The organism is Cohnella pontilimi, from assembly GCF_005049045.1.
GTDB lineage: Bacteria > Bacillota > Bacilli > Paenibacillales > Paenibacillaceae > Cohnella > Cohnella pontilimi.
On record NZ_SUPK01000006.1, the window covers coordinates 176927 to 198571 of the forward strand.

Here is a 21645-nt window from a genome sequence, read left to right on the forward strand (position 1 = left end):
CCGCGATCTCTCCGGGATGTTCCGGAAAGACTGCGGTTTTTTTCTTTGAAGATTAGTAGTTCATGAGCGACACGACGTTCAGGCCGTCTAATTTGTCTCGTCCGTTCAAATAACTCAGCTCGATGAGGAACGCCGCTCCCACGATCTCGCCGCCCAGTTGGCGGACCAGATTCATGGTCGTGGCGATCGTGCCTCCGGTCGCGAGGAGATCGTCCGCGATCAGCACTTTCTGGCCGGGCTGAATGGCGTCTTTATGCATGGCAAGACGGTCTTTGCCGTACTCGAGGTCATAAGCTGCTTCGATCGTTTCTCCCGGCAGCTTCCCGCTCTTGCGGATCGGAACGAAGCCGACGCCGAGCGCGAGCGCGAGCGGTGCGCCGATGACGAAACCGCGGGCTTCCGGTCCGGCGATCACATCGATCTGCATACCCGCAACTTTCTCCTTCAAAGCGTCGATCGCCGCCCTGTAAGCCGGGCCGTCCTTCAGTAATGTCGTAATATCTTTGAATACAATGCCGGGCTGGGGAAAATCGGGAATGACCCGGATATAATCTTTAAAATTCATTTGGCTGATCCTGCTCCTTTAGATCTGTCGACTATCCGAACCGATTATACACTTTTTTCCCATGTGCTGACCAGCGAAAAGCCGAATCAACTTTTGTTCGCGGCCGCCCACGCTTTCAGCCTTTCGAGCGGCCAATCCGGGAACGACGCGGCCTCCGCCTGACCTGCCATTTTCCGGTATCGCTGCGACTCCTCCAAATTTCTTTTCGGCGGTTCGGACACCAATGTCCGCTCCGCCCCGGAAGCGCGTATGAAGCCGAGTTCTTCGAACACGTCCTGCATGAGCCGGATCGAGGCCAGCGGAAGCCCCAGCCGGTCGGCCGCTTTGCGCAAAAAGCCTTCCGGTCCGTCAATCCACGTTTTTTGCTCCCGAAACAGGGCGTACCCTTCCGCGAAATGACGACGCTGCAGCCACACCGGATTTTCCCGCTGCCGACTGGGAGAGGCCATCAGCATAATGCTGCCCCATCCCGGCTCCTTGCTCAACCAATCGGCAAGCACCCGCTGATCCGCCTCGTTATCCGGCAGCCCAAACAGCACCAGCCGGCTGTCGGCCGCCGGATGTACATCCTCCATCACCGTTTCCTTTGCAGCAGCCGCCAAGGATGAGGCAGATGCGGGTTCGGTATACGCATACACTTCCGCATCCCGAAGTACTCCCCGGCCGGACACCTCTTCCGCCAGATGCGAAGAAGCGCACAATACAACGAAACGCCCTTCCGCCCGTGCTGCCCATGATTCCAGCAAGCTCCACGGATCCGCGGACTTTCGCCGGTCGATCCACAGCGTTTCGCTGGAAGCCAGATCCTGCACGACAAATTGTACGCGCCGGGAGCCGTTCCATTCGTTCACCGACAGCTCGCCGAGCAAGTCCAAGCTTCTTCCAGCCGGCAGCTTTTCCGCCAAGTGTCCCATGCCGAAACCGATGGCTTCCAACGAACAGCCGTCCCGCTCGACCGTCACCTTCAAATGCTTGCCTTCTTTGCCCATTGTTCGGCTCTCTCGTACCGTCACGTCTTGCAGCAAAAACCGCGGCGTGGAATGCCCGTTGCCGAACGGCTCCAGCGCCGCCAATCCGTCCGCCGACTCCAGCGTAACCTGCGCCAGCTCGCATAACAGATCCGCCCTTTTCTTCGGCAGCCGGTCTTCCTTCGTCAACCGTTCCCGGGCAATATCATGCAGCAGCCGCTCCAGCTCCGGAATCCGGTCCACTTCGATCGTCAAGCCCGCGGCCGCTTGATGGCCCCCGTAATGCTCCATGCAGTGGGCGCAATCGGTCAGCGCGGCATACAAGTCGAAGCCGTCGATCGAGCGCGCGGAGCCTTTGCATTTGCCCGTTTCGGGATCGTGCGCGAGGACGACCGCCGGCCGGTAATGGCGTTCCACCAGCTTGGAAGCCACCAGTCCGGCGATGCCGGCGTTCCATCCGGCAGCATGCAGCACGATGACCTCCGGGCCGTTGCCGCCATGCTCCGCCTTCTTCGCCTGCCACATTCGTTCCGCCTCTTCGACGGTCACATCCACGAGCCGCTGTCGTTCGCTGTTGAGCCGGTCCAGCTGCTCCGCCAGCATGACTGCTTCTTTCTCGTCCTCGGTCGTCAGCAGCCGGACCGCGCCGTCCGCCCGTTCCAAACGGCCGCCGGCGTTCAGCCTCGGTGCCAGCCCGAATCCGATCCGGCCGCTCGTCAAATCCTTAGGCTCCGTGCCGCTGGCCTTGGCCAGCGCCCGTATGCCCGCGGACGGCTCGCGGCGCATGCGGTCCAGCCCCATACGCACAATTATCCGGTTTTCTCCGATGAGCGGCATTAAATCGGCCACAGTGCCGACTGCAGCCAAATCGGCAAATTCCGTGGCAGGGCGGCCTAGCAGCACATGCGCCAGCTTGAAAGCGACGCCCGCTCCGCACAACCCCTTGAACGGATAAGGACAGCCGGGCTGCTTCGGATTAACCAGCGCCACAGCTTCCGGAAGCACGGCAGGCGGCTCGTGGTGATCCGTTACCACCACGTCGATCCCCTTCTTGCGAGCGTAAGCAATTTGTTCCACGGCGCTGATCCCGTTGTCGACCGTCACGATCAACGAGACGCCCGCTTCGGCGGCCGCGTCGATCGCCAGCAAGTTCAGCCCGTACCCTTCCAGGCTGCGATGAGGAATATATGTATCGAACGACGCGCCGAGCACGGAGAACAACCGGATCATCAACGCGGTCGAGGTGACGCCATCGGCATCATAGTCACCGTAGACCCGGATCCGCTCACCGGCGGCTATCGCGCGCCGAATTCGCTCGGCCGCCTCCGGCATCCCTTTCATCAGCAGCGGATCTTCCAATGCTTCCTCGTCCGCGGGCCTGAAAAATCGTGCGGCTTCCTCCTCGGACCAGCCTCGGGACAACAGCACCCGCGCCACCAAAAGCGGAATACCCAGACGGCCGGCCCATTCCGCAGCCAGCTTGTCGTCCGTCAGCTTCCATTCCCAACGAAATTTTGCGGGGATCATGCCGTCATTACACCTCCTTACGAATCGAACGCCTGAAAGAAAGAAATCCGCCGGTTGCGCGGCGGATTTGAACGGACGATCTCGTTACTGCAATACCGATGACCATTCCTGGTCCTGATGGTTGGATTTATAAGGATAACCCGCATCGAAAGGCTGTACTTGGACGGACACATCCGACACGTGCAGAAACCGTTTGGTTAAATGCCGCCGCACGCGCTGCGCGATGTCATGGCCTTCCGCCACGCTGATTCGCGGGTTCACCCGGATGTTGACGTTCACCACGATGTAATGGCCGTGCTCCCGCGTATGCAAATCATCCACCGCGATGACGCCGTCAATCCTTTGCACAGTTTCAAGCAACAACTGGGCTTCCGCTTCGCCCAGCTCCAAGCGCCCGGAACGGGCCTGGGACAGCGCGATCAGCCGGCAGCCTTTACGCAGGACGAAAGCCGAAATCACGAGCCCGGCCGCCGGATCCATCACGTACAGAATCGGCAAGTCCAACATTTCACCGGATGCCGTGGCCGACGCGCCGATGAGCGCTGTAAGGGAAGCCAACATATCCGTACGCGGCTCTTCGGTACGTTCTCCCCGCAGACCCAGCAGCGAATCTCTCCTGCGCTTATGCCGAATCAGCATTTCACGCACGATCATTCCGGCGGCGATCAGTGCCGCCGCTTCCCAGCCCGGAGCATGGTCCGGGCCGGAAGTCAGGCTGCGGATCGAGGAAATCCCCATTTCCAGCCCGGCTACAAGCAGCAGTGCGGACAAGAAGATGGAGGCGGCCGATTCGGAGGCCCGGCCATCGGACGGTTTCTTCCTGAAATGGTGCAAACCCTTATAGGTTTGAAACGAAGCCGCGCAGTCGGCTGCCGAGTGGCAGGCGTCCGCAAGCAGCGCTTTGCTGCCCGTCAGCCAGCCGGCGGCTCCTTTGAACAAAGTCAATCCGAGCAGGCTCCAGACGGAAACCAGAGCGCCGCGTTCCGCGATGGCGGTGCGTTGATCCCTTTTCACTTGAGCCACTCCTTGGCAAGCCTGCGAGCCCATGCAGAGCGACTAGGTCTTGCGTCTATTTCGGCGCTTCTGCGTCAGCCGGCGCTGGAAGCTTTCGCGGCTTTTTTCCCATTCGAGTTACGACGCAGCACGAGCCACAACGGACTTGCGATGAAGATCGAAGAATAAGCCCCGCTGATTAATCCGAAAATCATCGCCAGCGAGAACAGCTTGATCGACTCGCTACCGAAAATGAACAGACACAGGGCGCCAAGAGCGACGGTGATCACGGTATTGATCGAGCGTGTCAGCGTCTGCCAAATACTGCGGTTCACGAGCATCGCCAAATCGGCAGCGGTTTTCACTTTGGCGAACCGGAGGTTTTCCCGGATCCGGTCGAATATGACGACGGTATCGTTCGTCGAGTAACCGATAATCGTCAATACCGCCACGATAAACGGCAGGTTGACTTGCAGACGGAAAATTGAGAACAAACTGATGACAATGAACGCGTCGTGCAGCAGTGAGACGACGGCCGCAATCGCGAAGCGCCACTCGAACCGGATCGTAATATACGCGACGATCCCGAGACTCGCGACGGCCATGCCGATGAGCGCATTGTTTTGTTGCTCGCGGGCGATGTCCGGATCCACGATATTGACCTCGAAGGACGCTTTGTCGTCCAACTGCTCGTTGAAGTCCGCTCTCAGCTGTTTTTCCTGCTGGTCGCTCAGCGCGTCTTTGAAACGAATCGACAGGCGATTGGGCGCTGTCGTTAACGTATGTTCGCCAAAGTTATGGGCGCTCAAAAATTGTTCGGTCTGTTCTTGGGTGATCGGTTTTGAGATGGAAATATCGACCGAAGACCCCGAGCGGAAATCGATCCCGTAATTCAGCCCGAAAATCGACAGGAATATAATGCCCAGCAGCGTAATGGCGATGGAAAAGATGAAAAACGGCTTGCTGGCTTTCACAAAGTTAAATTTTTTCTCGTCGTACTCAGAGCGCACGGATTTCACTCTCCTTCACGCCGTAGTATCCCAGCTTCGTAAACCTTCCGCTCTGAATGAGCAGCTGGAGAAGGAGACGGGGCAAGAACACGTTGGTCAAAATGTTAATGACGATACTCCAAACGAGCACGATGGCAAAGCCTTTCACCATACCTTGGCCCATGAAATAGAGAACCACGCCTGCAATAACATTCGTTATATGCGCGTCGATGACAGTACGGAAACTGTTTTTGGAGCCCGCGCGGAGCGAGGAAGGAAGCGTTTTGCCGCTGCGAAGCTCGTCTTTAATCCGTTCGGCGATAATAATGTTCGAGTCGACGGCGATCCCGATCCCGAGAATGAACGCCGCAATGCCAGGCAGCGTGAGGGTCGCGCCCATGAAATAGAAGACGCCCAGAAGCACCCACACATATACGATGAGGCAAATGGTCGCTACCAATCCGGGAAGCCGGTAGAACACGAGCATAAAGAGCAAAATCAAAACGGAAGCGAGCGCACCTGCGAACAACGTTTCATGCAGCGATTGCTTGCCCAGCGTAGCTCCTACGCTTTGCGTGTATTTTTCCGTTAATTTGAGCGGAAGAGCGCCTAGATTGATGATTTCCGCCAATTTGTCGGCGGATTGGCGGTCCGGCTGTCCGGTGATGGTTGCCGAGCCGTCGGAAAGTTCTTGCTGAACGGCAGGATCGGAAATGAGCACGTCGTCCAGATAGATGGCCAACGGCTGCGGCATCGGGGTGGACAGTCGTTTCGTGATTTCCGCGAATTTCTTTTTGTCTTTCACTTTAATTTCAATAATCGGACGGTTGAGCTGGTCGTACATGACTTTCGCCGCGTTCTCCACAAAATCTGACCCGACAAGCTCGACTTTACAATATCCGTGATCGGCCTTCGTGTCTGCCGGGCAGCCATATGCGCTGCGGAACTGAAGGTCCGCCGGTTTTTTCATCAAATCACGCAGTTTCTCTTGATCCGCGACTCCGGCAATTTTGACGCGGATGCGGTTTTTACCTTCCGTCGTCACTTCCGGTTCGCCTACGCCACTCTTATTGGCGCGCTGCTCCAAGCTTATCGCCGTCTGATTCAGCAATTTCTTGGATACCGTGCCGCCTGGCGTCAAAGGCTGCGCCTCGTACAATATTTCAAAGCCGCCTTTCAGATCGAGCCCGAGCTTCGTCTTATCGAGCAATGCGGGAGTCGTCGCTGCGATGACCCCGAAAGACACGATGACGACGAGCAAGAAAGCCAGCAATCGCTTCATCTGTGCTGCAGTCCCCTTTCAATTCGCAATATTTCTATTATACCTACCCGTCCAAAAAGAAGTCAATTTGACGGAAATGGGAGAAACGCGCGCGGTTATGCGGTTTAATAGCGAGCCAGCGCTTGATTTCTAAGCACCAAAAAAAAACGGAATTTCACCCCGGCGGCGAAATCCCGTTTGTCCGCTTATCAGCCCTTCCTCATATCTCCGCGATACATGTTCAGCGTAATAAAGTTCATGAACTGCGTCACCTTCAGCGACAAAATGTCATTGACCACCTCGTAAAGCGGCGGCATGCCTTTTTTATGATATTTGTCGCTGACGCATTCCCAGACATCCGCGCCCGTGACCCGCTCATAGCCGATCAGCCTGAACTCCTCAGCCTTGCTGTCGCAAAGCTCCTCGATCATCCGGTTCATTTGCTCATCGGTCATCTCTTCTCTGCCGATCAGGGATTCCCTGTCTTCACCCGGTTCGTTCATTGCCGATCCCCCTTCCGTGCTTCCGTGCGCAAGGCACCGTCCCATTTTCCACCTTGTTGATTTCTCCGCTTGCCGCCAAAATCCTTCCTTCCAAGCAAATTTACAAGCGGACTTGCCGCTGTCATGAACCCGGACAACCCCGGCATACCTTTATAGTAACCGTAGGAATGAGGGATGCTCTGTGTCTGCACGCAAACAGTCGTTCATCCAAGGCGCCATGATTTTGCTGGCGGCGGGTCTGATCAACCGTCTGCTGGGCTTTGTGCCGCGGATCGCGCTGCCCAGAATGATCGGGGCGGAAGGCGTCGGCCTGATCCAGCTGGTGTATCCCTTCCTCATCGTGCTGCTTACGATCATCGCCGGCGGCGTACCGCTTGCGGTCTCCAAGTTGGTGGCGGAAGCGGACTCGTGCGGCGATTCCGCGGCGGTCAAGCGGATCGTGCGCAGCGCCATGACGGTTGCGGTTACGGCGGGAATGGCGGCGGCGGGAATTTGTATCGTTTTGGCGGATTGGATTTCAACCGTCATCATGACGGACAGCCGTGTTCACACCGCGTTTATGACGATGATTCCGGCGCTGCCGCTTGTAGCGGTATCTTCGGTGTGGAGAGGGTACTTCCAAGGAAAACAAAATATGATTCCAACCGCCTTCTCTTCCACCACCGAGACTATGGTGCGCATCGTGCTGACACTGCTGCTGGCTGCCCTGCTCCTACCTTACGGAATCGAGGCGGCAGCTGCCGGCGGCATGCTGGGGTTGGTGGCCGGCGAAGCGGCGGGACTGCTTGTGCTGTGGCGGCAAGCGTCGATCGAACGGAAGCGGGAGGGACCGGTCTCGTCGGGAGAATCGGAGTCACTAACGCGGCTCGAACCGTCGGACCGGAAAGTGTACCGGAAGCTGTTCGGCATTGCCATTCCCGTCACCGGGAGCCGGCTGATCGGCTCCTTGTCCTACTTGCTGGAATCGATCCTGACCGCCAGAAGCCTCGTCGCCGCCGGTCTGGCCACAGCGGAAGCCACGGCCCAATACGGCGCGCTTCAAGGGATGGTGATTCCGCTCCTTCTTCTCCCCGGCGCACTCACTTATTCGCTCGCCGTATCGCTCGTTCCTTCGTTGTCCGAATCCGCAGCGCTTGGAGACTGGTCCGGCATTCACAAGCGCCTTCACCAGTCGATGCGGCTGGCCGTGGTGACGGGTGCTCCGTTCATCGTGCTGATGTCGCTCATGGCGGAGCCGATCTGCCTCCTGCTTTACGGTGACGATTCTATGGCCGGCATGCTCCGCTGGCTCTCCCCGATCGCGATCTTTCTCTACATGCAGGCACCTCTGCAAGCCGCTCTTCAGGCTTTGAACCGGCCCGGAACGGCATTGTTCAACACGTTCGCCGGTGCGGCCGTCAAGCTTGCGCTGATCGTGCAACTGGCCACCCGGCCGGAGCTCGGCATTTACGGCGCGATTATTGCTATCGGGGTCAACATTGTGCTCGTAACGCTGCTGCATTGGATCAGTACGGCCCGATTGACGGGATTCCGGATGCTGCCGATGGATTTCGTGAAAGTTACCGCCGCGATGATCGTGATGAGCGCGGTGGCCATGTGGATCTGGAATCGCAGATGGCTGCCCGCGGACAGCCTGAATCTGGTTTCGTCCGGAATGGCCGGTGTACTGGTTTACATCCTGCTGCTCATCGCCATGAGGCTGATCGACCGGCACGATGCGGCCAGAATCCCCGTGGTAGGCCGGTTGTTTCGCTGATCGTGCCGCCCGAAGCGGCATGTACTAGACGTTCGACCTTCGCCATAAGATGGTACAAACCATCCTTCAAGGAGTGATGAGCTTTGAGCCCGATTTCCCGCATGCTGCGATTTCGCGTATCCTCTCCCGTGCTTTCCGGCTTAATCTGGTCCGCCATTTGGCTTGCGGCCGGCGCCTTGTTCCTGTCGCTGATGTTGACCGGAAGCGCTCTGAGAGAGAGCGAGCTGCTGCCTTGGGTGTTCGGCATACACGGCCTGGCTTCCCTGGCCGGGGGATTTGTATCGGCACGACGGTCCGGCAGGAAAGGCTGGTACTTCGGCATGCTCAACGGCATTCTCTATACGGCACTTATTTTGCTGACGAGTTTTCTCGCTACCGATGCCGCTTGGACGGTGCGGGTTCCCATCATGCTCGCTGTGGCTGCCGCTGCCGGAGCGGTCGGCGGCATGCTTGGCGTGAATACCGGAACCGCAGGAATCTCCGGCACCGGCAAACGAATTCCCCGCCGTTAACGTTCTCTAAGTATGGTATACTAGGACGGTGCTTCATATCAGGCAAAAGTACGGGGGAGTTTCATGGCTTTGTTTCCGTCATTCGCGTCCGTCCAATATTACACGGTTTTCGTCACCGTTCTGCTGCTCTGGTTCGGGACCGGACGACAGCCGCTGGGCGCGGCATATGGGTTCGTTCGCTCCCTCGTGATCTCGCGCAAGTCCTTGATGTTTTTCGCAGCTTTGATCGCTATTTTGCAAGTCAACAAAAACGAATTGTGGTTTGAATCGAAGTATGGGGTCCAGTATGATCTCACTTCCGTGTTGACCGGCTGGGAGGGCAACTGGCATGCTCAACTCCAGCGCTTGTTCCATTCGGGGTTCGTGACGGATATAACGGCGTTTTTCTATATCGTGGTGTTTCAGTCGGTAATGATCGCCTCGATCGGCATTTACACTTACCGCAAAGACATGAAATTGTTTTACGCTTTTTGCGTGGCTTTGCTTGTCAATTATATCGTGGCCGTTCCGATGTATTGGTTCGTTCCGGTCAATGAAGCGTGGTACGCCAACCCGCACATTCATTTTTTGATGCTGGAGGCTTTCCCGACATTCGAAACGAACTACCGGGGACTGTCCGGGCTGAACAATTGTTTTCCTAGCCTGCATACGTCGATTTCCGTCACCATGGCGCTGATCGCCGCGCGTTCCGGGATTCGCCGGTGGGCGGTATTCGCTTGGGTGAACGCCGTCGTCATCATTTTCTCGATTTTTTATTTGGGCATTCATTGGTTCACGGATATGGCCGCCGGGCTTGTGCTGGCATGGGGCAGCGCGGCCGTGGGCTTCAAAGTCGGAGCCTGGGCCGAACGGCACCGCGACGCTTCGCCCGCAAAGTCGGACAACGAAATCGCGGATGTCCGGATTTGAAATCGGCCACGGCAGCGAAAAAAGCCTTCCGATCGGGTATCCCGATGGGAAGGCTTTTTTGTTCGGCTCCGCGGGTTAAGCGTTGCTCTCGCCGGCCGGAGCGGCAGTGCGTGCCTTGACATTATTAATGGCGGACCGGTCGAACGTCAACCTCGTCGAATCGCTCACCTTAAGTACCACGGTGTCATCGGTGATTTGTTCGATCGTGCCGTGCATCCCGCCGATCGTCACCACTTTATCGCCTTTTTGCAAGGTGTTCAGCATGGAGCCGCGCTCCCGCTGTTTTTTCTGTTGAGGACGGATCAGCAGGAAGTAAAAAATCGCAAACATCAGCACAAACGGCGCCAGTGTTACCAATAGGTTTCCGCCGCTGTTTGTCGTTTCAGCCAACCACATCGAAATTCCCCCCTTTCTCTAAAATCCGCTTTCATTGCCTTCCATTCCATACTTTTCAAAAAATTCGTTCCGGAAATCCCGAAGACGGTCTTCCCGGATCGCCTCCCGGACTTGCCGCATCAGCTCGACCAAAAAGTGCAGATTGTGAATGGTCGTCAGCCGGAGGCCGAACATCTCGTCCGCCTTGATCAAATGGCGGATATAAGCGCGGGAGTAGTGCCGGCACGCATAGCAGCCGCATTCGGGATCCAAAGGAGAAAAGTCCCGGATGTACTTGGCGTGGCGTACGACCAGCCTGCCTTGGCTGGTCATCACCGTCCCGTTCCGGGCGATTCGTGTCGGAAGCACGCAGTCGAACATGTCGATGCCTCGCATGCTGCCTTCGACCAAAGCGTCCGGCGATCCGACTCCCATCAAGTATCTCGGTTTGCCGGCCGGCAAAAACGGCACGGTTTCCTCCAACATTTCGTACATCAGCGCTTTGGGCTCGCCCACACTGAGTCCACCCATAGCATACCCCGGAAAATCCAGGGAAGTCAAATCCGCCGCGCTTTGACGGCGCAGCTCCGGAAACATGCCGCCCTGCACGATGCCGAACAGCGCCTGGTCGTGCGGCCGCTCATGTGCCTTCAGGCAGCGCTCCGCCCAGCGGCTCGTCCGTTCGGTGGAACGTTTCACATAATCGTACTCGGCCGGATAAGGCGGACACTCGTCGAACGCCATCATAATATCCGAGCCGAGCGCGTTTTGGACATGAGTGGCGACCTCAGGCGACAAGAACAGCTTGTCTCCGTTCAAATGAGAACGGAAAGTGACGCCTTCTTCGGTGATTTTCCGGTTCTCAGCTAAGGAGAACACCTGAAAACCGCCGCTGTCGGTGAGGATCGGTCGGTCCCAATTCATGAACCCGTGAAGTCCTCCCGCTTCGCGGATCAACTCGTGGCCCGGACGGACGAACAGGTGGTACGTGTTGCTCAAAATGATCTGGGCGCCAAGCTCCTTGAGCTCTTCCGGCGCCATTCCTTTTACGGTGGCTTGTGTTCCGACCGGCATAAACGTGGGGGTGTCAATGACACCGTGCGGCGTGTGGAGCCGGCCCAGCCTCGCCCCGGTCTGGGCGCATGTTTTGATCAATTCATATCGAACGGCCATGAACGGGTTGTCCTTTCCGATTCCTTAAGTAATAAACATCGCATCGCCGAAGCTGAAAAAGCGGTATTCTTGTTCAACGGCTTCGCGGTATGCGTTCAGCACGTTGTCGCGTCCCGCGAGCGCGCTGACCAGCATGACGAGCGTCGATTTCGGGAGGTGAAAATTGGTCAGCAGAGCCTCTACCATCGTAAACTGGTATCCCGGATAAATGAAAATATCGGTCCAGCCGCTGCAGGCTTCTATCGGCTGCTCTCCGAATCGTTGGCCGATCGTTTCCAGCGTTCGAGCCGAGGTGGTGCCGACCGCGACGATTTTGCCTTCGGAATGGCGCGCTTCATTAAGCATGGCCGCGCTCTCTTCGCTGACTGAATACCATTCGGCGTGCATTTCGTGTTCTTCCACTTTGTCCGCGGAAACCGGGCGGAACGTACCCAGCCCGACATGCAGCGTGATCGGGCACAGCTTGACGCCTTTGGCCCGCAGCTGCTCCAGAAAATGTTCCGTAAAATGCAGGCCAGCCGTCGGAGCGGCGGCGGAGCCTGCGTGCTTCGCGTACACGGTCTGGTACCTCTCCCGGTCGCTCAGCGTCTCCTTGATATAAGGAGGTAGCGGCATTTCGCCCAGACGGTCAAGCAGCTCCTGAAAAATACCGCGGTAATGAAACCGAACGACCCTTGCGCCCATTTCGCCTTCTTCTTCAACGGTTGCCCTGAGCAGGGGTTCCCCTCCCGAGGCTTCCATGCCGAACAGAAGCTCGGTTCCGGCCCGGATCTTTTTGCCCGGCCGAACCAGCGTCTCCCACCGGTCCCCTTCTATCCGCTTAAGCAGCAGCAGCTCCGCTTTCGCACCCGTATCCGCTTTGGTTCCGAACAAACGGGCGGGGAGCACCCTCGTCTCGTTTAAGACAAGAGTGTCCCCCGGGTTCAAATACGCGGCTAAATCGGTGAAGGTCCGGTGCTCGGTTTGACCGCTCGTCCGATGAAGAACAAGCAGCCGCGAAGCCGTCCGTTCCTTGAGCGGAGTCTGTGCGATGAGCCGCTCCGGAAGCTCGAAATCGAAATCGCTGACGTTCATCCTGCCGCACCTTTCTCAATCGCAACGTTCTTGTAATAGTATTTCAGAATCGCGGTGTAGTCATTCCCTTGTTCTGCCAGCTTTTTCGCGCCGTACTGCGACATGCCGAGCCCGTGACCGTAACCTTTGCCCGATAGGATGAACGAAGGCTTGGATGTCACGACTCTCGTCTTCCCGCTTGCGCTCATGACGAACAGGTTCTCGCCGTCCACCTGCCGGGTTTCGCCGTCCGCCCCGATCACTTGAAGCGAACCGGATTGCTGAGGCAGTTCCCGGGTTTTTCCGTTTGCGCCAAGTACGGTCATTCTCGCCGTTTGTTCGATATTAAGGAGTGTGCTTCTCACGCTGCCGAGCGCCGTACGCCAGTTGTCCGGTGCCTTCAGCGTCAGCGGCGATCCGTTCACCGAGAGCTCCGTCACTCTGCCGGACGGGCCGCGCGCGGTGATTTCCACCGTCTGAACGGGGGCGTTTAAATTGAAAAACTTGTTCAATGAATCGAGCAGCTGATCCGGTGTGGACGGCTCTTCTACCCAGCTGTATGCCGTATATTGCGGCACTTTACCAAGAGACACGACCGTCGTCCCGAGCGGGAGCGTGGTCAAGGCTTGGCTGGCCACGTCCGGTCGGCCGCGAAGGGTCGCTCCGTCCGCAATCACTTTCATTTGTTTGACGCCGGCTGCGTTCGGACCGGTATCGGCCAGCAGATCGCTGCGAATGTACCCTCTCTTCCCGGAATCGAGCGCCACGTCGTACCAGTCGGGTTTGCCATCTTGCGGGCCGTCGTCCGGACTGGAAATCCCGCCGGCCAAATAGGGGGAGCTGCTGCCCCACACCTCGGATGCATTATCCGCCGTCACTCCGCCGGCATTGGACGAAAACACCGCGCTGATCACTTTCCCTTGATACGTCAGCACTTCTCCTGCTGTGGCCATTACGCCTGCCGTCGAATTCGGGTTTTCCGACGAAGTGCCGTTGTAGGCCTGACTCAGCGTGGTGTCGACCACATGGGCGATCTGGAAACCGGTGCCCGAGGCGATCGCATAGGAACGGGCAGCGACGGCTTGCGCCTTCTGCGCTTCCAGCGGCCAGCTCGGACCGACTTCCGCTCCGACTACCGAATACAAATATTGTTCAAAATTTACTTCATTGACGACGGCCAGCGAACCCGACAGCACGCTTATTTCCATGCTGCCGCGGTAACTCCGCTTAAACCGCTCGGTCAGCTGGATCGGGGCGGTTCCTGCCGGATCGGCTCTCAGCACCGCTCCGGCAGCCGCCGGAATGGCATACAGAGACACGGGATTTCCCGCCGGACCGTTGAAGGTCATGTCTTGCCGAACGACGGCATAGGGTTCTCCCGGCGATGGCACCCGGGTGCTCTGGCCGACGGCTGTGACGGCCTGCTGCAGCGGCGCCGCAGCCGCGGAATCCGCCTCTTGGCCGACGCGAACGACATAGACAATGGTTCCGTTCTGCGGCTTCACCGCGACAAAAGCGTCAAGCCCGGCATTCCCGATCTGCACAGCGGCGGCAGAGGCATCGGCCGCACTGCCGAACGGGCCGGCTTCCACCGCCCAAGGTCCGGCAACTCTGGCTTTCGCCATGCTCGGCACGCCGGCCGCAACGCCTGCGGAAGTCCATCTCGATAAGGCGGAAGCCGCGGCGGAAGCGGTCGCATAGCTGCCTTCCGTGACTTGATACACCGTTTGACCCGACTTGGTCAACTTCGTCACGAATGCCGCTTTCGAAGAAGCCTGAAGCTTTTTGTGAACCGCGAACGCGGCGCTCAGGTCGGCGGTTTCAAGCACGAGCGCTCGATAGCCGTCCATGGCGAAACGGACGGCTTCGCCGGGAGCCGCCGATCCGATCGGAATCGCGGATTGCGGATCGCGCCAAACCAATTGCATTCCGCCGGTGGATTGCGTCGTCGCGACGTCCGTGACCGACTGAAAATTTTTGACGTTGAGGAACAGACCGACACGGATTTTGTCCGGCACGCTTACGGCAGCGTACGTGGTGACCCGGGAAAAACCCGGGACGGCCAGGGCCAGAACGATGATGAGCAGCAGCGTACGCCAATGGGCGCGTTTAAGGTTGGGAAGAATCATGCGGGCCTCCGTCGGATGCGTGCGGACGGGGTAAAGAGCATACTCCGTCCGAGCAGGATGTTTTGCCGAACAGGCGGTAGCGATAGCGGGCGACGATACGATAGAGCACACGGCTGACGCCGCGTAAACCGGGCAAAGCGCCAAGCTTGGCCAGCCAGGCCAATCCCGGGGTCAAGCCCAGCAGTTTCAGGACGGCGTCAGAGCCGCTGAAACGCCGGCCTTGTTCGTCGGTCACATGCAGCTGAGCCGATAACTGGGCGGGCGAGATGCCGTCAATTCCCGGCCAAGGACGGATTTGTCCGTCAATCAGCCGCTGCAGCGGAACAAACCGGAGCTCCGCACGAACGGGCATGCGCCTCAGCTTGTCCACCGTCGCGAGACAAAGATTGCATTCTCCATCATAAACGACGGTCAAGCGGGGAAAGTTGCCGGATTTCCCGTTCATTCGACCCGCTCCGGCACGGGCAATCCGAGATGACGGTACGCTGCAGGCGTAACCATGCGTCCTCGCGGAGTGCGCTGCAAAAATCCGATTTGCATCAAATACGGTTCATAGACGTCTTCGATCGTCTGGCTTTCTTCGCCGATCGAGGCGGCGATCGTGTCGAGTCCGACCGGACCTCCGCGATAATTGCGGATCATCGACTGGAGCATTTTATGGTCAATCGCATCAAGACCCATCGGATCGACTTGAATGCGCTCCAGCGCTTCATGCGCGATTTGCTCCGTGATCAGGCCGTCTCCCCGGACTTGCGCGTAATCGCGGACACGCTTCAGAAGCCGGTTGGCGATCCTCGGCGTTCCCCGCGCACGCCGCGCGATTTCTCGCGAAGCCTCTCCGACAACTCCGACATCCAGTATATCGGCGGTCCGGGATACGATGTAAGCCAGTTCTTCTTCGGTATAAAACTCCAGCCTGCTGACGACGCCGAATCGGTCTCTAAGCGGCGCCGACAACAACCCTGCTCTCGTGGTGGCGCCGATCAGCGTGAACTTGGGCAAGTCGAGTCTCACGGACCGCGCGCTGGGCCCTTTGCCGATAATGAAATCCAGCGCGAAATCTTCCATCGCAGGGTACAGCACTTCCTCCACCGTACGTTGAAGCCGATGGATCTCATCGATGAACAACACGTCGTGTTCCTGCAAATTGGTCAAAATCGCCGCCAAGTCGCCGGGACGCTCGATCGCAGGGCCGCTGGTCGTCCGAATGTTGACGCCGAGCTCGTTGGCGATAATGTTGGACAAAGTCGTTTTGCCCAGTCCCGGGGGACCGTACAACAACACGTGGTCGAGCGGTTCGCGGCGCATCTTGGCCGCTTCTATGTAAATCTTCAGGTTCTCCTTCACTTGCGACTGGCCGATATATTCCGCCAGGTAACGCGGGCGCAGGCTGTATTCCACCGCCTGGTCTTCCATCATGAGATGGGCGGTGACGATCCGGTCTTCCACGATTTACGTCCTCCTCCCCACGTTGCGAGTTATCCCTGGAACAATTGCTGAAGCGCTTGTTTCATCAAAATATCCGGCGTCTCGTCCCCGGTCACGCGATCCTTCAGCGCATGCCATGCCCGGTCCAGCTCCGCTTCGCGGTAGCCGAGACCGGCGAGCGCTTCCCGGGCGGCGGCCCACGCGGATCCGCCTTCGCCGGCGGAGGAGAGCACGGGCTCCGTCAGTTCCACCGCCGCGGCAGCCGTGCCGGTCGACCCCAGCTTGTCCTTCAGGTCGAGAATCATCCGTTGGGCCGTTTTACGGCCGATGCCCGGCAGCTTGATCAGAAAATTGACGTTTTCCTGCTGAATGGCCGCCGCAATCGTCTCCGGACGGCCTCCGGCCAACACGCCGAGCGCGACCTTCGGCCCGATCCCCGACACGTCGAGCAATTTCCGGAACAGCGACTGCTCCTCGCGGGTCGGAAAGCCGAACAGCTGAATGGCATCCTCCCGGACGTGATGATGAATGAACAGTTGGACGTCGTCTTCCGCACGCGACAAGCCGAACGGATTCGGCGTAAATACCCGGTAGCCGACGCCGTGCACATCGAGGACGACATATTCCGTCTCCAGATGGGCGACTCGTCCGCGCAAAAAATCGATCATGACGGCCTCACCCCATTCACCCGTTCGTTCATTACTACCGAATGCGCATGACAGATGGCCACCGCAAGCGCATCGGCCACGTCGTCCGGCTTGGGTACCGTCTGCAGCTTCAAAAACATTTTGACCATTTCCTGAACCTGCTTCTTCTCCGCCGCTCCGTAACCGACAACGGCCTGCTTGACTTGCATGGGCGTATATTCGCCGATCGGGATCCCTCTTTGCGCCGCCGCCAGCAGCAGCACGCCCCGGGCTTGCCCGACACTGAACGCGTTCGTAACGTTTTTGTTGAAAAACAGCTTTTCCACGCCGATCGAATCCGGACGGTATTTGTCCAAAAGCGTGCAGGAAGCTTCGTAAATTTGGCGGAGCCGTTCTTCCGTTTTCGTTCCGGCTTCGGTCTCGATACAGCCGTATTGTACGGGTACGATTCGGTGTCCGATCTTGTCGACAAACCCGAATCCCATGATGGCGATTCCGGGGTCTATGCCCAAAACGCGCATGTGTCCGGTTCCCCGCTCTCCATTGTGCCTGCTAGGGCTGACTTGTGTTTCATCTGATTATATCAAATGTTCGTACCGATGAGAACAGAACCAAAGTCATGCAACAACAAATGTAAAAAGCCCTCGACAAATGTCGAGGGCACAGTCCGCCAGGTTTACGGGTCCACCTTCATTACGCCTTTCGATTTGTGCAGCGCATAATCGCTGTAGGTGGACAGGACGCTCTGGTATTCGTTTTTATCGGCGACCCGAATGCCGCTCGCCAGCTCATGCAGCCGTTCTTTCGAAAGACTAGATTCCAGCGAGTGAACGTCCAGTTGAAAAAACGTGCGGACCACGTTGTCTTTGCGGGGCGGACCGTCGAATAGGGACAAATTGCCGTTCTCATCCATCCCGATATAGGCGTTGTCGCGGCAAGCGGGGGAAATGTCGTCTACAAGCTCCTGCAGCACGACTCTTCCCGTGCGGTCGAATGCCGCGTCCCATTCCCGGTGGGATTTGATCAAATCCGCGGCCTCGGCGGTGGCCAGCCTGCCCAGCATGCGAGTTTCCTCGCCGCACCAATAGCGGCGCCGAAGCACCACCTCGACCTCGCCGTGTCTGAACGCCAAGGCTTGAAGCGTAAGCTCTCTCGCGTCGGCCGAGGGGTCCGGCGCGGACGGCTTGTCCGGCTGCTCGGGCCCGGATTCCAGGACCGAAGCCGGCTCGGCCGGTAAAGAATCAAGCGCGGAGTGCCCGATCGCCACGGCCGCCGCGATGCCGACCGCGGACGCCAGCGCGAATACGGCCGCCAGCATGCCGAGCGACCAAACCGGGCGCCGTTTGCGTTTGAGTCGTTTCTTCAATTCCTTCAAAATGCGAAAACCGAACACCGGAATCCCCTTCTCTGCCTTTTTTTCTATTGTTGCCAGGGGATTCCGGCACTATGCGTCAAGTTACCATTTGATCCACGGAAGGCTTTGTTTGTTCCGCTGGAGAGGACGACGCGAAACTTTCGTCTTCGATCTCGGTCTGTTCGACTTTTTGATCACCGTTCGAACGGCGGCGGAACCGCCTTCTTCCGCGGCGTGGAGGGATACGGACGAGGAGTCGTCGTTGCTGCGCTGCTCCGATTCAAGATTCTCCTGCTGGTTTGATGCGGGTACAGTACGTTCCGTTCCCCCGATGTCGCCGTAACCCCCGTGCGGGTAATAGCCGTAATACGGATTTTCTACCGGATAATAAGCTGCCGTCTCCGCGCCATACGGCATCCCGTAGGCCGGGTACTCCGCCTGCATCGGGGCCACAGCCCCTGCAACTTCGGTCGGATACGGCGCCGGATAGTAGTGCGGCGCATAGCCCATACCGTAATAGGGCACTTGAGGGACAACTCCGTAAGGTTGAGGCCATCCGGCGGCAGGTCCGGCTTCTGCAGGACTCACGGCCGTCGGAAGTTCGACGATGGGCGCCATCGGCATGACGGGGGCCATCGGCATGACCGGCGCGACAGGCACGGCAGGCATGATCGGCGCGGCAGGCGCAACGGTCACAGGCGCGATGGGTTGCGTCCACACTGTAGCTCCGCCGCAAGTTTTACAGCCTGGGGCGGTTGCCGGCTGCACGACGCCCGGATACGGACCGGTTGCCGCTGGGCTTACCGCCGTCGGGTATGTCGGATAGGCCGGGTGACCCGCAGGACTGATATCGCCGAACCCGCCAGCTCCCGTATATGGGGAAACGACGGATTTCGGCGCAGCTTGCAAGCCGCCCACCGCCCCGGCCAAATCTTTATCGATCGTATAACCGCTCAGATCATTCGGATCGTAGCCGACCATATCTTTGGGACTGAAGCCGGTCATGTCTTTCGCGCTAAAGCCCGTCATATCTTTGGGGCTGAAACCGGTCATGTCTTTGGCATGGTAGGCGCCCGCCATCGTATTCTCCAAGGATGCCGGCAGCGGAACATTCATGTTCGCTTCTTCTCCGACATAACCGTATCCATGCGGGTAGTAGTGATGGAAATGATGATAGAATCCATAATCTTGGCCCCAAAAATGGTCATGGTGATAGCCGAAATCGTGCACGGGAGCCGCTCCGGGTTCTCCCGCCCAACCGTAATCCATGGCGGGCATCATATTGGGCATCACATTCGGCATCATCAGATTAGGCATTTCATTGGCCATCATGGTAGGCATCTCATGGTGCATCTCATGGTGCATCTCATGGTGCATCACATTGGGCATGACATTGGGCATGACGTTCGGCATGACGTTCGGCATGACGTTCGGCATGACGTTAGGCATCTCATGGTGCATCACATTCGGCATCACATTAGGCATCACATTGGGCATGACGTTCGGCATGACGTTCGGCATGACGTTCGGCATCACATTCGGCATGACATTCGGCATGACGTTTGGCATGACGTTCGGCATCACATTCGGCATGACATTCGGCATGACGTTTGGCATGACGTTCGGCATCACATTCGGCCCCACTTCATGCATGTGAATATTATCGTAGGATGGGAAAAAGTGATGTTCGGCTGCCGCTTCCACCGCCGGAGTCGGATTCTGGGCAAACAGGTCATGCTCATACTTGTGGTCGTGCGGGGCTGCGCTTTTCATATCTTTCGATTCATAAGCCGGCAGCACGGGCATGATCGGCGGATGCGGCAGTTCCGGCGCGCCGGAAGGCAGGAGGGCGGCTTCATGCGGCACTTCGTGAGCCTTCTCGATTTCCGCAATCACTTCCGTCTTCATCTCCGTCTCGACGACTACGCCCGTTTCAGGCTTCACTTCAATTTCAGGCACGACGACCGCTTCCGGCTTCACGCCGGTTTCTTTTTTGCCTGCCTTGATCGGCGCCGCCCCCATATTCACGTTACCGCCGACCGGCAGTTTCGGAATATTGACGACCTCGCCCGTTAGCAGAACATTGGGGTTTTTGAGCTGAGGATTCGCCTGAATCATGTGGGATAACGGAATTCCCCATGCTTTCGATAGCTTCCACAGGGTGTCGCCCTGTTTGACTACGTGCTGATGAATAAATTCGTACGTGGGCTTCGGCATCTCCGGGATTTTCACCTTCGTCCCGATTTGCATGTTTTCCGGATCGATCTCCGGATTCATTTTAATCAGTTCCTCCAGCGGAATGTTGTATTTCTGCGCGATGAAATACAACGTATCGCCTTTTTTGACAATATGCATCTTCACGCCGTTACCTCCTGATCGCATTGACATAAGGCTCACAAGCGGGCGTTCGCCCCTGCGCAATCCATACATCTTATGCAGGTGATAGGCGTTTGACATCATATCGCGTAAAAATCCCGGCAGGGCGGAAATTTCCGAAATTTGTACAAAAAAGAGCGTGGATAGTATCCAAGCTTAGTGGTTGGATAGGGGCTGTCTGTCCCGGAACTCATAAAAACAGGCTGTCGAGAATTTCTCGACAGCCTGGGCAGCATCGCCGTATTAAAATACTTTCACACCTTCGACCGTGACGATTTTGCGAAACTCCTCCAGCAGACGGGTGGTCACCGGGCCGGCATGGCCTTCGCCGATGACGCGGCCGTCCACTTCACGAACGGCAATGACCTCAGCCGCCGTACCTGTAAAAAACACTTCGTCGGCCACATAGACATCATGAAGCGTGAAAGGTTCTTCTTTGAATGCGTAACCGAGGCGCGAACACAAGTCCATGATGGCTCCCCTGGTGACGCCTTCCAAGGCACCCAGGTAAGTAGGCGGCGTGTAGACGACACCTCGTTTGACGATAAAAATGTTGTCACTGGAGCCTTCCGTCACATAGCCCTGGGCATTGAGCATGATCGCTTCGCCCACGCCGGCCAGGTTTGACTGGATTTTCACCAGGATATTGTTCAAGTAATTGAGCGACTTGATTTTCGGGCTCAACGCGTCCGGTATGTTCCGACGCTGGCTGACGGAGATGGATCGAAGCCCGTCGCGGTAAGCTTCCTCCGGATAAATGGCCAGCTGCTGCACGATAATGATCACCCATGCCCGTTCGCACCGCTGCGGATCGATGCCCAGATTGCCGGGACCTCGGGACACGACCAGGCGGATATACCCATCCCGCAGACCGTTGCGGCGAACCGTTTCCACAAGCGCCTCTTGCATTTCCGCATAGCTCAGCGGAATGTCCAGCATGATCGATTTGGCCGAGTCGTACAGCCGGTCCAAATGCTCCTTGCAGCGGAAAATGTTCCCGTCGTAAATCCGAATGCCTTCAAAAATGCCGTCGCCGTAAAGAAAGCCATGATCGAAAACCGATACTTTGGCGTCGTCTTTCGTCACGTAGTCGCCATTCATATAAATCCACTGTTCAGCCATGCTCG

At 57.7% G+C, this 21645-nt stretch carries 20 protein-coding genes; 3 read left to right on the top strand and 17 right to left on the bottom strand.

Translation table 11 applies throughout. From position 1 onward, the window contains the following. Nucleotides 1-52: 52 nt before the first annotated feature. The 6 genes from E5161_RS13455 to E5161_RS13480 form a co-directional block, all read right to left on the bottom strand. On the bottom strand, nt 53-565 hold the full coding sequence (locus E5161_RS13455; RefSeq protein ID WP_136778330.1) for an adenine phosphoribosyltransferase: 513 nt from the start codon (nt 563-565) through the stop codon (nt 53-55). 86 nt (nt 566-651) lie between these two features. Then, the gene (gene recJ, locus E5161_RS13460; RefSeq protein ID WP_136778331.1) at nt 652-3060 is read right to left on the bottom strand and encodes a single-stranded-DNA-specific exonuclease RecJ; all 2409 of its coding nucleotides are present in this window, start codon (nt 3058-3060) and stop codon (nt 652-654) included. A gap of 84 nt (nt 3061-3144) precedes the next feature. After that, nucleotides 3145-4074 carry a cation diffusion facilitator family transporter gene (locus tag E5161_RS13465; protein ID WP_169306692.1) on the bottom strand — a complete coding sequence of 310 codons (930 nt, stop codon included), beginning with the start codon at nt 4072-4074 and terminating at the stop codon, nt 3145-3147. A gap of 74 nt (nt 4075-4148) precedes the next feature. Continuing rightward, complete coding sequence (secF, locus tag E5161_RS13470) at nt 4149-5063, bottom strand: protein translocase subunit SecF (RefSeq protein ID WP_136778333.1); 915 nt, start codon at nt 5061-5063, stop codon at nt 4149-4151. Next, complete coding sequence (gene secD, locus E5161_RS13475) at nt 5053-6324, bottom strand: protein translocase subunit SecD (RefSeq protein WP_136778334.1); 1272 nt, start codon at nt 6322-6324, stop codon at nt 5053-5055. Before secD ends, secF begins: the two co-directional genes overlap by 11 nt. A 188-nt stretch (nt 6325-6512) precedes the next feature. Continuing rightward, complete coding sequence (locus tag E5161_RS13480; RefSeq protein ID WP_246042234.1) at nt 6513-6806, bottom strand: post-transcriptional regulator; 294 nt, start codon at nt 6804-6806, stop codon at nt 6513-6515. Nucleotides 6807-7023: 217 nt separating this feature from the next. On the opposite strand from E5161_RS13480, the gene spoVB reads away from it, so the two are divergent. The 3 genes from spoVB to E5161_RS13495 all read left to right on the top strand — a co-directional run bounded on the left by spoVB (nt 7024) and on the right by E5161_RS13495 (nt 9983). Beyond that, nucleotides 7024-8562, top strand: coding sequence for a stage V sporulation protein B (gene spoVB, locus E5161_RS13485; protein ID WP_136778522.1), 1539 nt, complete (start codon nt 7024-7026; stop codon nt 8560-8562). A gap of 83 nt (nt 8563-8645) precedes the next feature. Continuing rightward, nucleotides 8646-9074, top strand: a complete 429-nt coding sequence (locus E5161_RS13490; protein WP_136778335.1) for a TIGR04086 family membrane protein — start codon at nt 8646-8648, stop codon at nt 9072-9074. 63 nt (nt 9075-9137) lie between these two features. Then, nucleotides 9138-9983 carry a phosphatase PAP2 family protein gene (locus E5161_RS13495; RefSeq protein ID WP_136778336.1) on the top strand — a complete coding sequence of 282 codons (846 nt, stop codon included), beginning with the start codon at nt 9138-9140 and terminating at the stop codon, nt 9981-9983. Nucleotides 9984-10058: 75 nt separating this feature from the next. Here the strand turns inward: E5161_RS13495 and yajC are convergent, their stop codons facing one another. The 11 genes from yajC to ilvE form a co-directional block, all read right to left on the bottom strand. Continuing rightward, a complete protein-coding gene (yajC, locus tag E5161_RS13500) occupies nt 10059-10379 on the bottom strand; it encodes a preprotein translocase subunit YajC (RefSeq protein ID WP_136778337.1) in 321 nt (106 codons plus the stop codon). A gap of 18 nt (nt 10380-10397) precedes the next feature. Continuing rightward, on the bottom strand, nt 10398-11531 hold the full coding sequence (gene tgt / locus E5161_RS13505) for a tRNA guanosine(34) transglycosylase Tgt (protein WP_136778338.1): 1134 nt from the start codon (nt 11529-11531) through the stop codon (nt 10398-10400). 24 nt (nt 11532-11555) lie between these two features. After that, nucleotides 11556-12605, bottom strand: coding sequence for a tRNA preQ1(34) S-adenosylmethionine ribosyltransferase-isomerase QueA (queA, locus tag E5161_RS13510; protein WP_136778339.1), 1050 nt, complete (start codon nt 12603-12605; stop codon nt 11556-11558). Then, nucleotides 12602-14713, bottom strand: coding sequence for a SpoIID/LytB domain-containing protein (locus tag E5161_RS13515; protein ID WP_136778340.1), 2112 nt, complete (start codon nt 14711-14713; stop codon nt 12602-12604). The genes queA and E5161_RS13515 overlap by 4 nt, the downstream gene beginning before the upstream one ends. Beyond that, entirely contained in the window at nt 14694-15158 is a 465-nt protein-coding gene (locus E5161_RS13520) for a thiol-disulfide oxidoreductase DCC family protein (protein WP_136778341.1), read from the bottom strand. The genes E5161_RS13515 and E5161_RS13520 overlap by 20 nt, the downstream gene beginning before the upstream one ends. Beyond that, nucleotides 15155-16162, bottom strand: coding sequence for a Holliday junction branch migration DNA helicase RuvB (ruvB, locus tag E5161_RS13525; protein WP_136778342.1), 1008 nt, complete (start codon nt 16160-16162; stop codon nt 15155-15157). The genes E5161_RS13520 and ruvB overlap by 4 nt, the downstream gene beginning before the upstream one ends. Before the next feature lie 29 nt (nt 16163-16191). Continuing rightward, nucleotides 16192-16809 (bottom strand): Holliday junction branch migration protein RuvA, encoded by a 618-nt coding sequence (gene ruvA, locus E5161_RS13530; protein WP_136778343.1) that lies wholly within the window; start codon nt 16807-16809, stop codon nt 16192-16194. Beyond that, a complete protein-coding gene (gene ruvC / locus E5161_RS13535) occupies nt 16806-17309 on the bottom strand; it encodes a crossover junction endodeoxyribonuclease RuvC (RefSeq protein ID WP_136778344.1) in 504 nt (167 codons plus the stop codon). Before ruvC ends, ruvA begins: the two co-directional genes overlap by 4 nt. Before the next feature lie 155 nt (nt 17310-17464). Continuing rightward, complete coding sequence (locus E5161_RS13540) at nt 17465-18181, bottom strand: BofC C-terminal domain-containing protein (RefSeq protein WP_136778345.1); 717 nt, start codon at nt 18179-18181, stop codon at nt 17465-17467. Nucleotides 18182-18244: 63 nt separating this feature from the next. Continuing rightward, entirely contained in the window at nt 18245-20503 is a 2259-nt protein-coding gene (locus E5161_RS21300) for a LysM peptidoglycan-binding domain-containing protein (RefSeq protein WP_425456523.1), read from the bottom strand. A gap of 258 nt (nt 20504-20761) precedes the next feature. Further along, the gene (gene ilvE / locus E5161_RS13550) at nt 20762-21640 is read right to left on the bottom strand and encodes a branched-chain-amino-acid transaminase (RefSeq protein ID WP_136778346.1); all 879 of its coding nucleotides are present in this window, start codon (nt 21638-21640) and stop codon (nt 20762-20764) included. Nucleotides 21641-21645 lie beyond the last annotated feature (5 nt).